This is a genomic window from Plantactinospora soyae (genome assembly GCF_014874095.1).
Taxonomy (GTDB): domain Bacteria; phylum Actinomycetota; class Actinomycetes; order Mycobacteriales; family Micromonosporaceae; genus Plantactinospora; species Plantactinospora soyae.
On sequence record NZ_JADBEB010000001.1, the window covers coordinates 3486185 to 3498505 of the forward strand.

The window sequence follows — 12321 nt, forward strand, 5'->3', positions numbered from 1 at the left end:
AGGGGCGTTCCGGGGCGTCGCGCGATCCTCCAGGCAGACCGGGGCTACTACGGGTCCCAGCGTGGCGCTGGGGCCGTCACCGGCCTGCCTGGTGTCGTGCTCCCGGCTCCTGCTGGCTCAGCCCGCGGTGGTGGCGGTCGGCTCGGTCGACGGCACGGTGGTGGCCTCGGGCGAGGCGGCCTCCGGCGGAATCGCACTGCCCTTGACGTAGTCGCCCCAGCTCATGTTCCAGTCGGTCCAGCCGTTGCCGTTCTCCAGCTTGCGTTCGGTGCCCTTGACCACGATCGGGTCGCCGACCCGGGTCTGGTTGAACAGCCAGCTGGCGTTCGCGGTGGACATGTTGACGCAGCCGTGCGAGACGTTGGTACGCCCCTGGGAGGCGACGGACCACGGCGCGGCGTGGATGAACTCGCCACCCCAGGTGAGCCGCTGGGCGTACTCGATGTCGGTGACGTAGCGGTTGGCCGGGTTCGGGTCGTCCATGGTGTCGAAGACGGTCTTCTTGAGCTTCTCGATGACCACCATCGTGCCGCTGGACGACGGGGTGCTCTTCTTGCCCAGGCTGATCGGGATGGTCTTGATGACCTTGCCGTCCTTCTTGACCGTCATCTTCTTGTTCTTGTTGTCGACGGTCATCACCACCGCCGGCCCGACCTTGAGGTCGACGGTGAGGTCGGAACGGCCGTACCAGCCGCCGCCCATCGGCAGGCCACCCGCCTGGATCTTGTAGAAGATCTTGGTGTTCGCCTTCCAGTACGTCTTCGGGCGGTACCGCACCTCGGTCGGGCTGACCCAGTGCCAGATCCCCTCCTGGGCCGGAGTCGCCCGCACGGTCATCCGGCGCTGCACGTCGTCCCGGAAGTCCTTCGGAATCGGCTGGTTGAACTTCACGATCAACGGCATACCGACGCCGACCGTCTGGCCGTCGCCGAGGAAGCTGGTCACCCGGATCTGCTTGCCGGGCTTGGCCATGGTGGTGAAATTGCTGGTCACCGTCGCCGGCTTGCCGTCGTCGCCGGTCGCCGTCACGGTCGCGCTGTACGTCGTACCGTATTCGAGCGCGTTGTCCGGGAGCCAGGTCCCGGCGGCGCTGAGCGTGCCCTTGACCGCCGCGCCGGCCGCGTTCTTCACCACGACGGTGGTCTCGACGGCGTCCTTGCTGTTGAACGAGATCTCCGTCGACGCCGGCACGTCCTTCGCGTCCGCGGCCGGGGCGGTGATCGCGGCGGTGGCCTTCGGCTGGTCCCCGGCCTCGCTGCCGCCCTGGAAGGACGGACCGCCGCCCTTGTCGCCGCCGCTGGTGCACGCGGTCGCGGTGAGCGCGAGGGCACCGGCGAGCAGGACCGAGGCGAAGGCCCGGAGCGGCGTGGGCCGCCGCCGCGACGCCAGCGCCAAGCCGGTCGTACGACGTATCAACTGATTTCGGCCTGCTCGCATGATTCCCTCACAGTGCTGGTTCCCACGGCCATCCGACTCGGTCCCTACGGGTCATCCTCTCCCAATGACGCTCGTCGGCACGTTTTTGGTTTCCTGCCGTGCCGGAGAACACCATCGGACTGGGCCGATTTAGCCGGTTAGTTCAACAATTGTCGGCACGATCGGTTTGTCGTCAGGTGCCCAGGTCGGCCGGGACCGGTAGGGCGCTGCCCTTGATGAACTCTGTCCAGGACTGGTTCCAGGCGGTCCAGCCGTTGCCGGCCTCCAGCTTCCGTTCGGTGCCGGTGATCGTCACCGGGTCGCCGGCCTTGGTCTTCTCGAACAGCCAGCGCGCGTTCGGGGTGGAGACGTTCACGCAGCCGTGCGAGACGTTGCGCCGGCCCTGGTCGCCGACGGACCACGGAGCGGCGTGGATGTACTCCCCGCCCCAGGTCAGCCGCTGGGCAAAGTCGATTTCGGTGACGTAGCGGTTCGACGGGTCCGGGTCGTCCCGGGTGTCGAAGACGGTGGAGGACTTCTTCTCCATCACCACCATCTTGCCGCTCGACGACGGGGTGGCCTTCTTGCCGAGGCTCACCGGGATGGTCCGGACCAGCTTGTCGTTCTCGAAGACGGTCATCTTCTTGGTCTTGTTGTCGACCTTCATCTCGAACTTGCTGCCGATCTTCGAGGTGGCCTTCCGGTCGACGTTGCCGTACCGACCGTTGCTCAGCGGAATGCCCTCCAGGCCGATCCGTACGGTGAGCGTGGTGCCCGGCTGCCAGTACTCGGGCGCCCGGTAGTAGGCCTGGGTGCCGTTCGAGACCCAGTGCCAGGCGCCCGGCTGCGGCGGGTTCGAGTTGACGAACATCCGGTTCTGCACCTTGGCCCGGTCCTTCTTGGTGATGCCCGGCGAGAACTCCACCACCACCGGCATGGCCACGCCGTACGTCTTGTCGTCGAAGAGGTAGAGCCCGGAACCGATGACCGACCTCGGCTTCGCCATCGTGGTGAAGGAGGTCGTCTTGGTCTCGCTCTGCCCGCTCGCCGTGGTCGCGGTCACCTTGGCGGTGTACGTCTTCGAGTACTTCAGCGGTGCGGCCGGTACCCAGGAGGAGCCGTCCTCCCGCATGGCGCCCTTGACCGTGCCCACGCCGGCGGCGGTCAGGCTGACGCTGGTGATCTTTCCACCAGTGATCTTGGTGCCGATCTCGGCGCTGACCGGTTGCTTCTTCGCGCCGCTGGCCGGTGTGATGCTGAAGGCGAGCGGCTCGGCCGCTGGTGTCGGCGTCGCGGTCGCTCCGGCGCTGGTACCGCTACCGTTCCCGAACTGCGGTTTCTCGCCTCCGTCGCCGCCGCAGGCTGCCAGACCCAATGGCGCGACGACCGCCAGCGCGACGATCATCGCCCAGCTGCGCGTGTTCCTGCCCATCCCCACCTCGGTCCACTCGAATCCCGGGGGACATCGTGCCCTATCACCGCCACACTTTTGACCCCGGACATCTAGACTAGTGGGCGGAATATGGCGATTTGTCGCATCCGGTGGGTTGGTGCGGGCAGCTGGGTAACTGGTTGGAGGAGCCTCGTCAGCCCGTGTTAGGGTTTCTCCCGTTGTCAGCGAGCGCCGCTAGCTCAACTGGCAGAGCAGCGGACTCTTAATCCGCGGGTTCGGGGTTCGAGTCCCTGGCGGCGCACCACTGAAGTAGGCCCTGACCTGGGTATCCACCTGGGTCCGGGCCTTTTTCATTGCCGCCGGCGTGCCCGGGGGCGCTCGACGGGTGCTCGGGAGCCGTTGGACTGGGTCGACGATGTCGGTACCCGGCGCCGGGCTCGTGGACGTCGGCGGGCCGCCACGACGTTCGTTGCGGGTGCACCTGGTCGGAGCTAACCACGGAGCATCACCGACGCTGGCCGGGCTTGTGTGGATGGCTCGATCCGCCGTTATTCGTCTTGCATCGATGCTTGCAGTCCGGTCATACCATGCGCGGGTGCAACCGATCGACAGGGAAGAGTTCGCTGCCGGTGTCCGGTGGTGGCAGACGAAGACGAGTTGGCCGAACGACTTCCACAACAATGCCTACGTGGAGCTGGCCGCTCTGAACCCGGATGGAGAATTTCTGGACGACTGGTGGCCGAACTTCCTTCGACGGTTGAGCAGGTGGAGGGCGGTGCGACCGCTCTCTAAGGCCGCCGTGACCGCTCTGCTTGTTGCTAACCGGGAACACCTGGGCGGCGCGTGGCATCAGGCATGCGCGCCGGTGAAGGACCTGGACATCACCGGCGTCACCTGGGAGCAGGTGCGGGCGTTCCCCGAAGTGGTCGCGCGGCTGAAGCCGACGAAGTCGAGGTCTCCGGTGTTCCCGTCGAAGTTCTGCCACTTCCTTCTTCCCCGGATTTTTCCGGTCTTCGACAATGCGGCCGTAGGTGATTCTCGGAGCCGGGGCGGGCGTGGTCCGTCGACCCCGCTCACTTACGAGGGATACTTCAACTTGGTCAAGGAGACCTGGGCGGCCACACCCGCCGAGCTTCAGGCCGAGTTCGTCGCGGAGCTGACCCGCCTTGTCGAAGGCGAGGGTCGCAGCCCTCTGTGTGACGGCTTTCCGATGGCAACCAAGATCACTGAGCTGGCGCTCATCGGACGTCGCCACGCTTGATGCTGCGTCACGTCTCCTGGCAAACCGGAGTCGGGTCACGACATCGCCGATCTCATGATTTCCTCCGGTCCGGCCCGTACAGCACCAGGAGACCTTCGTGCAGCGAGACCAGTTCGGCCTCTGCTTGCTCGACGTCCCGCTCGGCGAGCAGCAACATGGCGATGCCGCGGCGCAACGCCGGAGCGATACAGGAGGCATCGCCCTCGATCATGCGTACCTGGGCTGGGATCTGGCGGAACTGACGTAGTGGGGTAATGGAGTGGCTGAGGTTGGCACGCCAGTGGGCCGGCCGCCGGAGGCAGGCCATCGCCTCGCCGTTGTTCGGCCTCTCGCCCGGGCGAACGCCCCGAGGAGCGCGTCGAACTCGGGCAGCGCCTCGCGGAAGTCTCCACCGATGACGGGGACCGCCCGGCGTTGGCGTATCTGCAGTACGCCCGGGCTTTCCAGCCCCAGTCCGGCAGCGGCCGGCCCGATGACCTGGCGCGGCGCCTTGGCGGCCTGGGTGCAGCGCTCGTCGGCAAGCAGGGTCGTTCGAGTTCGCAATGGCCTCGCTGATCACGTCCCGAAGTGCGGTTCCGGGAGTGGTCTCCGACGGCTGCGTCAGAGCGGCCGACCTGTGCGGGAGATGAAACGGTTTTCGGTGCGTCGGCGAGAAAATGCCCGCAGCCCAGGCGCAATAGGTTGACGGCAATCATACTGGCGGCCACCGACTATCGGATGACCGGAGGAGTGATCCAACCCAAGATCGCCGTTATGTTGCCAATGTGGCTGCGACGATCCCGCCTTCGGGTTGGCAGATCAGCGTGATGCTGCCGGTTTACGGCCGGTGGCAGCAGTTTCGGTTGAGGGCTCCAGTTCGGTACGTCTGTGCTGCCTGCGGCATGGAGAAGACCACACAGCTTGTTGCCGTAAGCGGGCGCGACTGGTCGGAACCGACCTGCGGCGAGTGCTACCGCTTTGCCATAACCGCAGAGAATCCTGGACATTCTGACAACCCAGCGGACAACGGCGAGCCGGAGCGGGCACCGCTCGGGCTGCCCCAGTCATCGGCCCCACAGCGGCTGACCCGAGGTCTTCGGGAGCTCGTCGATGTCTTGATCGCGCGCGCTGCTGGTCGGGAGCTGACTCTTGAAGAGGATGGGCTGGTTGCCAAATACTCTAGCGAGGTCGTCTACCCTGCGGCTCTCAGGTACGCCTACGCGCTCATCGACCGCGAGGCGTCCCCCGGTGAAGAAGATGTCAACGCCGACCGCGGCCGCGTACGCGCGCTGCTCGACCAGGAACTCCGGGCGGTCATCACCGAACGGGGCCGCCGCCAGGAGGAAGAACGTACTGTTTTCGGATCGACTGAGCGCGTTCAGGACCCGCTACCTGCCCTGGTGCTGTCGAGGCTACGCACCGCAGAGTTTCGCGATGCGTTGACTAAGGTTCTAGCGGAACAGGGGGTGATGCTAAGGGACCTTGACATGCCAGCCGTAACGCTCTGGGAATGGCTGAGCGTCCTGCGGCAGAAAGATAATCCCTCAATACCGCCGGAAGTGCGTGACCTGCGACGACTCAGTACTAAGTCTTTCAAGCAGCACCTCGTGAGGATGGCCCGCGAACCCGAGCCATCCCTGGCGGCCCTATCCCACCCATCGATTCTGGAACGGTGGGCGGCCTACGCCAACGATGTTGTGAAACTACTCAACCAGGAGCGCCGCCGCGTCGCGAAGAAGCTTGCCAAGACCCCTATAGAGGAGCGTAACGGGCTGCGGCAACCGACGACGGAGATAGACGCGTACGCTATGGCCTGTGCCATGGAGACGATGGCGACACTGCGGCTGCAGAACCTGAAGCACCGGGTACACCGGATGTTCCAGGGGTCAAGTACACGCCGGGAAAGAGCGGCTCGGCTTGTCCAGGCTGCGAACATCGTGGTACGCAACGAGCCGCGCCTTGCGGTACCGACCCGCGACATTTGCGTCGCGCACACGGCCAGCTGTCCGATCGCCGCGCGCGGCGAATCGTGCGCGGAGTGCGTGCCGGTGATCCTGGCCCGCTTGCAGGCTTTGTTGTCCGCTCCACCTCCTCGGCCGGTCGTGACCGCAGCGCCAAGGAAGGTGCCGAACCCGCTCGCTCGACCCGCTCCGAGGCCGTCCGCAAGCAGGCTTCCGGCGCCCCGGTTGCTGACACCCGACCAGACCTCTCACGTGCGATGGGCGCCCGGCAGCGACCGAATCCGCGTTGGCCCAGTCAAGGCGATGTGGCAGGTGGCCGTTACCCGCGACGACGTGGCCCGCGGTCGATGCCCACTACCTGAGGGGACGGTGCTGCCACCGGATGAGGTCCGACAGCTGCGTCTGTACTTCGAGCACGCCGGCAGCGCACTGCCTCCGCAGCGGGTGACGTTGCGCTGCCTTGCGGGACGGTGGGAGCTAAGCCGTGTTCGGTGGCCTAAGTCTCTACGGTCAGGGCTGCTTGTCACCTTCATCTGGCGTACGGATGGCACAACTCTCACCGCAGCAACTAAGCCGCTGCGTCAACCGGAACGGATCGACGGCATCGAGTTCCGACACGAGTTCGATCGTTTGGTGGTTACGCGTGAACTGGCGCCGGGGGGACGCCCCAGCGGAGGAGCCCTCTCCCTTTCGATGGAGAACTGGGTCCTGCGCACACTTCGTGTACTTGGCCATCTCTGCCCACAGGGCACAGCAACCCTCGCCGAGGACGCGCTGTTACGCAACTGCCTCAGGCTCGGCATGCCCCCCGAGATGACAGACGAGATCCCCAAGGCGGTCAAGGCACTCGTTGCCGCAGGCCGGATCCGCCAGGTACGTGGTGGCCGTGACACCTATGGTGATCTATGGTACCCGGCCCGCCGTGGCGACATGCCCACCGACCTACTCCGCTATCAACCCACCATTGAAGTAATGAAACCGCAGCGTGTAGGCCGGACAGGTGTGCCGACCAATCGCAGTGCCCACCCGGTGCACGGCTTTGTCCGCCGGCTTCCCGCCGGCGCCCATGCCTCGGAGAAGCAGATTGAGCTGCACAGCGAGGCGGTGGCTGCGGCAGAGGTCGCAAACCGCCCCCTCGACCCCGACCGCTTCACCTTCGTGGCCAAGTTCCGGCGTGACGCCACGCGTCGGGGTCGCTGACGAGGCAATCGCCAATACCGCAGTGCAGAGTTTCGGGCTATCGGGTTCGGGGCTCGAGTCTCTGGCGGCGTACTACTGATCATGGGCCTGACCTAGGGTTCCTTTCCGGGTTCGGGCCTTTTCGCGCTCCGTGCCGTGGCCGAGGTGTCCGAAGGGTGTTCGGGAGCGGTTGGACCGGGGCGGCGTGGCCGGGACACACGATGTATTCGGAGCATCCCTTCCGGACCCGTCGTAGACAGTTACCCTGGCCGCGTGGGAGCGCGGTCACGGGTTCGAGTGCAGGGGGACCTCTACCACCCTGTGGTGCCGTCCGGCGCCGTCTATGTCGGGCGGCAGGGGTTCGGGTTGCGGCGTTCTCCCTGGGCCAATCCGTTCAGTCTTCGCAGTCATGATCGGGTTGAGGCGTTGCGCCTGTATAGGCAGTGGCTTGTGGGGCAGCCAGCGCTCGTTGAGCGGGCACGGCGGGAACTCGCCGGAAAGCAGTTGGCGTGTTGGTGCCGCGTTGAGGATGCCTGTCACGCTGATGTGCTGACCGAGATCATCGGTTGACGCGTCGTCGGTATCGAGGGGTGGGTCGTCGGGGTGCGTAGACGCCGCCGATGCTGAAAGATTGCGGTCTTGCCGCTTGGTTGCCCACGTAGAAGGCGACGTCGCGGTCGGCGGAGCAGAGTTGGGTGAGGAACTTGTGTTTCAGCTGATCGGCAGCCTCCGCGTCGGTGAGCTGGCTCAGACGACGTTGTAGGGCGACGAACTCCCAGTCCCAGAGCGTCTGCTGGTGACCGCGGCAACGGCGGTCTGCGCATCGGTAGCGGTAGGCGCCGGTGAATCGCGGTGCCTGAAGAGGGCTGCGCTTGGACGGCTCCAGTAGGTCGAGCTGGTGGAGGTAGCCGGCTATCTTCTTGCGATCCTCCACCGACCAGCCGGGATGGCGCTTGACCTGTAAGGCCGAGATGTCGGCGACGCGAACCAGTGCGATCGATCGTGCGCTCGGGTCGTCGCGGGTCTGCTCGTTGAGCCGGCACATGGAGTCTTCGACGAGTGGATCGAGAAGATTTCGGCGTGACTGCTGGTTGGTCAGGTGCTGCTCGGTGGTGATGCTATCCACGATCGGCTTCCAGCTCTCGCGACGCTGGTCCTGCCTGGCCGGCAGCGCATCGAGGTGGACGATGTCGTACTTGCGGAACTTGCTCTCGTCGGCCAGATCCCGAAAGTGGATCGGGTAGAGCCGAATCCAGCCGGTCCAGGGCGTGTCCAGGCCGAGCGCGCCGACGCAGACTGTCTCCCCGTAGCGGGCCGAGGGATTGGGGGCCGCCTTCACGGTGATCAAAAGGCGGAGTGTCGCTGGTCGTGTCAGTACTGGCTTCGATGGCGGATTCTCATCCGCGCCCGGTCCCCACAACGGAAGTTGTCCCAACGGAACCACCAACATCGCTGAATGTGGCTTCCTGTGCACTTCTCGTTACATAGATAGCTTCGCATCTAAATCGATGAGGCGCTAGCCATCGGAGGCGACCTAGCTATTGCCTGAGTTCATCTGAGGGTTGTGGTTACCGAAGCTGTCAGGGCATCAAGGGGCGCGCAGTGTTCCAGGAGCTCGCGGTCGGGTGCGCTGAGCTGGCCGTATCCGTCGAGGAAGCTGCCGCGTAGGTCGGGGCGGAGAGGCCAGATGCGGGTGGCGAGGCGTACGAGGTCACGGGCGGGCAGGTCGTAGCGGCTGTGCTCGAAGTCGATCAGGCGAACAATGCCGTCGTCTCCGTAGATCATGTTGCGGGGCATGAAGTCGAGGTGGCACGGCACGGTCGGCAGCGGGGCGAGGTCCTGGAGGGCTCGCATGTGGGCGCGTACCTCGGCCCGGTAGCTGGGCGTGACGCGGTCTCCGGCTTGGTGGATCCAGTACTCGGCGCGTTCGGCGAGCCAGGCTGTCCAGTCCGGCTCCAGCCTCGGCGGTCCGGCTGCGTGGAGCGTCTTGAGCAGCCGTCCTGCCTGGCGGTAGGTGTCCTGCTCGGCCTCGAGGGAGAGTCTTAGCTGGCTGAGCGGGACACCGGGCACGGCGGTGATGACAATCGCGGGCGGCTCGTCGGTTGTCGCGAGTAGGCGGGGCGCCCGGTCACCGAGGGCCAGGACCCAGGTCCGGTAGGCGTGCTCCTCCTGCGCGTGCCGTTCATGGCTGCGGTGTGGTTTGACGATCACCTCCCTGTGCGCGGCGGTTGAGGCGCGTAGTACCTGGGTGCCCGCGTGGCCCGGGTGCCAGGCCACCGGTACGGCGTCGGTGTCGAGAAGACGCCGGCAGAGTTGAAGGAGATCGTTGCTGGTCATCGCTCAGGTTGGAGGTGTCGGGTGTCGTTGTGGGCGGCGAGTTGCCAGATGGTGCGGCCGAACCGGTTGGTTGGTCGCTGCCATCGGGTCACCGAGGCGTGATCGGTGACGAATCCGAGCCGCAGGCAGGTGTTTTGGGGGAGTGCAAGGAGGAGATTGTTGGCCGCCTCGATGGTCTCGCCATGGGCGGCGATGAGGATCCGTTCACCGTCGTGCCGGGCGAGGATCTTCTGCAGGGCTTTGGTCGCCCGCGCGAGGTACTGGTTCCACGTCTCCGAGCCGTTGGCGTACGGGATATCCGGAGCGTGTTGGGGTGGACCTTGAAAGGCGGTCTTGACGTCCGCCCACGGTTGGCCGTCGGCGTCGCCGTGGTCAGGCCCGCGAAGTTCCGGCTCGACGTCGGGTGGCAGTTGGAGGGCCTGCCTGATGATCTCGGCAGTCTGGACTACCCGGAGTCGAGGCGTGGAGTAGAAGATTGCGTACGGTCGAGCTGTGTGCTCGACGGCCAGCCGGGCAGCGAGCCGGGTGACCTGGTGGCGACCCCGGTCGGTCAGTCCGGTGCAGCCGTGTTCGCCGCCGACGATTCCGGTGACGTTGCAGGCGGCCTCGCCGTGACGGGCGATGACGAGTTCGGTGGTTGGGGTCATCGGCAGGGCTCCTTCGGGGACGGTCAGGTTGACGCGAACGGGTCGGGCCAGGGCCGGACGGTGGGCCACGGGTGCTGGTATCCGTTGGCGCCGAGGTATCGAAGCGTCAAGAGGTGGTGCAGTTCGGCGTACTGCCGCAGCTCATTCAGCTCACAAACGTTGGGCACGATCGCAACCCGGTAAGCCTCGACGCAGTCCGTGAGGATCCGCTCGTCGAGCCGGCCGTACGTCATCGAAGCGGTGACGAGCAGTCCGGCCAAGTCGTAGCCGAACGGGGCGAGGGTGAGGTCGTCGAAGTCGACGACGGCGACGTTCTCTCCCTCGACGAGGTAGTTGCGGACGTTCGGGTCCTTGTAGAAGGCCGCCGGCCGGCAAGGCCGGTCCAGGACAGCGTCGAGTGCGGCCAAGTCGACGCAGGTGACACGGGCGGCACGGTGCAGCGCCTCCCGACGGGGGCCGGCGAAGTCGGGAAGCACCAGCCCGGTCGACGTGGTGTGAGGTTGGTCGAGGCACGCGGAGTGCAGTTCCCTCCGGTACGCAGCGTCGTGCAGCCGGCCGAGTGTGGACGCCACACGGGGCAGGTCAGCTACCTCGGGTGTCCGGCCCGGTAGCCGTTCGAAGACCAGATGTCGACTTGCCCGCGTGATCAGGTGCGGGAGGCGGACCTCGGACTTCAGCCCGGTGAGCCAGTCGTGGTGGGCCGCCGCTGCCGAGCAGCGCCGCACGTCGTCGTACCGCTTGATGAAGAGGTTGCTGCTCATAGCCGCGCCGCCAGGGCGTAGCTGACGGTGGACTGGGTCAGATAGGGCGGCGCCGGCAACCGCTCCCGGAGGATCGTGGCGAGGTCGGCCGGTCCGTCGGCCGGGCGAATCCGGTACTTCGGGGTCGTGGCGAGGTATCGGGCGAGCTGCGTGACCCCGGCGAATTCGAAGACGTGTTGCTCGTGCAAGACGTCGAGCACGGCGAGGTGGCTGGCGGCGATGTCGAGCAGGTTGCCGCTGTGGAAGCTTCCGTAAAGGCTCGGGCGGCGGGCTGCGTCGGGGTCGAGGTCCGCGGCTTGGACGAGTTGGTCGAGCTCGGCGTAGCTGTCCAGCGACTTGGTCACCAGGACGGCAACACCCCCGGGACGGAGGCAACGGGCGATCTCCGCGACTGCGGCGGCCGGTGTCGGCGAGTGGTAGAGGCAGAACGCGGCTACCGCCGCGTCGGCCACCGCACGGAGCAACGGCAGGTGGTGAAAGTCGGCGCAGATCACCGAGCCGACCGCTCCGGCCTCGGCCAACCGGGCACGGACGGTGTCCAGCAGCGCGGCCGAGGCGTCAACAGCGATGAGGCGTCGAGGGCGGAGACGGGCGGCGATGCGGAGCGTGCTGGTACCCCGTCCGCAGCCGATGTCGAGCACCACGGCACCGGGCAAGGTCCGCCGGGCGAGCAGGTCGGCGATGACCTCAGCGACGTCTCGTCCGGCGACCTTGGCTTCGCGCAGCGCACGGGTGCGTTCCGCCAGCCGTTCGCCGGTTCGGTAGAGGTCGCCGTGGACCAGAGCGGAGTCGAGGAACGGGTTAGCCGACACCGGTCGCCTCCCGTCCCGCCCGGGTCAGGTCATCGGCTGGGCCTGTCGCCGTAGTCGGTCGACCAACTGGTTGGCTTGCCGGCGGCTGGTTAGTGAGATCAGCCGGACGTGCGGCCCGTGTTCCCGCATGAGGTCCTGGACCCGGGGTCGCATAGTACGTCGGTAGTCGAGGATGTACCGGACAAAGTTCCAGGTGATCCGGTCGTAGACTCCGTCGGCTTGATGCTGGCCGCCCCGGTAGCGCCGGCGTCGCTGGGCGATGCCCCAGAGGCATGTGGCGGCGGGAAGGTCGAGAAAGATCACGGTGTCGGCGGCGGCCAGCCGTATCGGCAGGGTGCCGGCGTAGTTGCCTTCGATGATCCACCGCTCGCCTGCGACGAGTTTCTCCTGCTTGGCGGCGAACTCGTCCTGAGACAGCGGGTTCCACTGCTCGTCGTAGTAGGTCGCGTCGAGGTGGGTCAGAGGCGCGTCGAGGATCTGGGCGAGTTGCCGGGCGACCGTCGACTTGCCGCTGCCGCCGCAGCCGATGATGGCGATCCTGTCCATGGTCCTCCAGAGTAGGGGCGGTGCGGGGC

Annotated in this window: 12 protein-coding genes and 1 tRNA gene; 4 read left to right on the forward strand and 9 right to left on the reverse strand. The window is 66.3% G+C overall.

Translation table 11 applies throughout. The features are described from left to right. Positions 1–117 precede the first annotated feature (117 nt). Both H4W31_RS15620 and H4W31_RS15625 read right to left on the reverse strand, forming a co-directional pair. Positions 118–1437, reverse strand: a complete 1320-nt coding sequence (locus H4W31_RS15620; protein WP_192767324.1) for a L,D-transpeptidase — start codon at positions 1435–1437, stop codon at positions 118–120. 172 nt (positions 1438–1609) lie between these two features. After that, on the reverse strand, positions 1610–2848 hold the full coding sequence (locus H4W31_RS15625; protein WP_192767325.1) for a L,D-transpeptidase: 1239 nt from the start codon (positions 2846–2848) through the stop codon (positions 1610–1612). Between the two features lie 189 nt (positions 2849–3037). On the opposite strand from H4W31_RS15625, the gene H4W31_RS15630 reads away from it, so the two are divergent. Both H4W31_RS15630 and H4W31_RS15635 read left to right on the forward strand, forming a co-directional pair. Further along, positions 3038–3113, forward strand: a tRNA-Lys gene (locus H4W31_RS15630). A gap of 291 nt (positions 3114–3404) precedes the next feature. Then, entirely contained in the window at positions 3405–4070 is a 666-nt protein-coding gene (locus H4W31_RS15635) for a hypothetical protein (protein ID WP_192767326.1), read from the forward strand. A 52-nt stretch (positions 4071–4122) separates the two neighbouring features. On the opposite strand, the gene H4W31_RS15640 is transcribed toward H4W31_RS15635, so the two are convergent. Continuing rightward, a complete protein-coding gene (locus H4W31_RS15640; protein ID WP_192767327.1) occupies positions 4123–4281 on the reverse strand; it encodes a hypothetical protein in 159 nt (52 codons plus the stop codon). A gap of 553 nt (positions 4282–4834) precedes the next feature. On the opposite strand from H4W31_RS15640, the gene H4W31_RS15645 reads away from it, so the two are divergent. Together H4W31_RS15645 and H4W31_RS42810 are read left to right on the forward strand one after the other, a co-directional pair. Continuing rightward, positions 4835–7210 (forward strand): hypothetical protein, encoded by a 2376-nt coding sequence (locus H4W31_RS15645; RefSeq protein WP_192767328.1) that lies wholly within the window; start codon positions 4835–4837, stop codon positions 7208–7210. A gap of 303 nt (positions 7211–7513) precedes the next feature. Then, a complete protein-coding gene (locus tag H4W31_RS42810; RefSeq protein ID WP_318783218.1) occupies positions 7514–7759 on the forward strand; it encodes a DUF4326 domain-containing protein in 246 nt (81 codons plus the stop codon). On the opposite strand, the gene H4W31_RS15655 is transcribed toward H4W31_RS42810, so the two are convergent. The 6 genes from H4W31_RS15655 to H4W31_RS15680 form a co-directional block, all read right to left on the reverse strand. Beyond that, a complete protein-coding gene (locus H4W31_RS15655; RefSeq protein WP_192767329.1) occupies positions 7749–8639 on the reverse strand; it encodes a hypothetical protein in 891 nt (296 codons plus the stop codon). The genes H4W31_RS42810 and H4W31_RS15655 overlap by 11 nt on opposite strands. 101 nt (positions 8640–8740) lie before the next feature. After that, positions 8741–9526 carry a phosphotransferase enzyme family protein gene (locus tag H4W31_RS15660; protein WP_192767330.1) on the reverse strand — a complete coding sequence of 262 codons (786 nt, stop codon included), beginning with the start codon at positions 9524–9526 and terminating at the stop codon, positions 8741–8743. After that, positions 9523–10173 carry a histidine phosphatase family protein gene (locus tag H4W31_RS15665; protein ID WP_192767331.1) on the reverse strand — a complete coding sequence of 217 codons (651 nt, stop codon included), beginning with the start codon at positions 10171–10173 and terminating at the stop codon, positions 9523–9525. The genes H4W31_RS15660 and H4W31_RS15665 overlap by 4 nt, the downstream gene beginning before the upstream one ends. A 23-nt stretch (positions 10174–10196) precedes the next feature. Continuing rightward, the gene (locus H4W31_RS15670) at positions 10197–10934 is read right to left on the reverse strand and encodes a phosphotransferase (protein ID WP_192767332.1); all 738 of its coding nucleotides are present in this window, start codon (positions 10932–10934) and stop codon (positions 10197–10199) included. Then, on the reverse strand, positions 10931–11746 hold the full coding sequence (locus H4W31_RS15675; RefSeq protein WP_318783219.1) for a class I SAM-dependent methyltransferase: 816 nt from the start codon (positions 11744–11746) through the stop codon (positions 10931–10933). The genes H4W31_RS15670 and H4W31_RS15675 overlap by 4 nt, the downstream gene beginning before the upstream one ends. Positions 11747–11770: 24 nt before the next feature. Further along, positions 11771–12292, reverse strand: coding sequence for a P-loop NTPase family protein (locus H4W31_RS15680; protein ID WP_192767333.1), 522 nt, complete (start codon positions 12290–12292; stop codon positions 11771–11773). Positions 12293–12321: the final 29 nt, after the last annotated feature.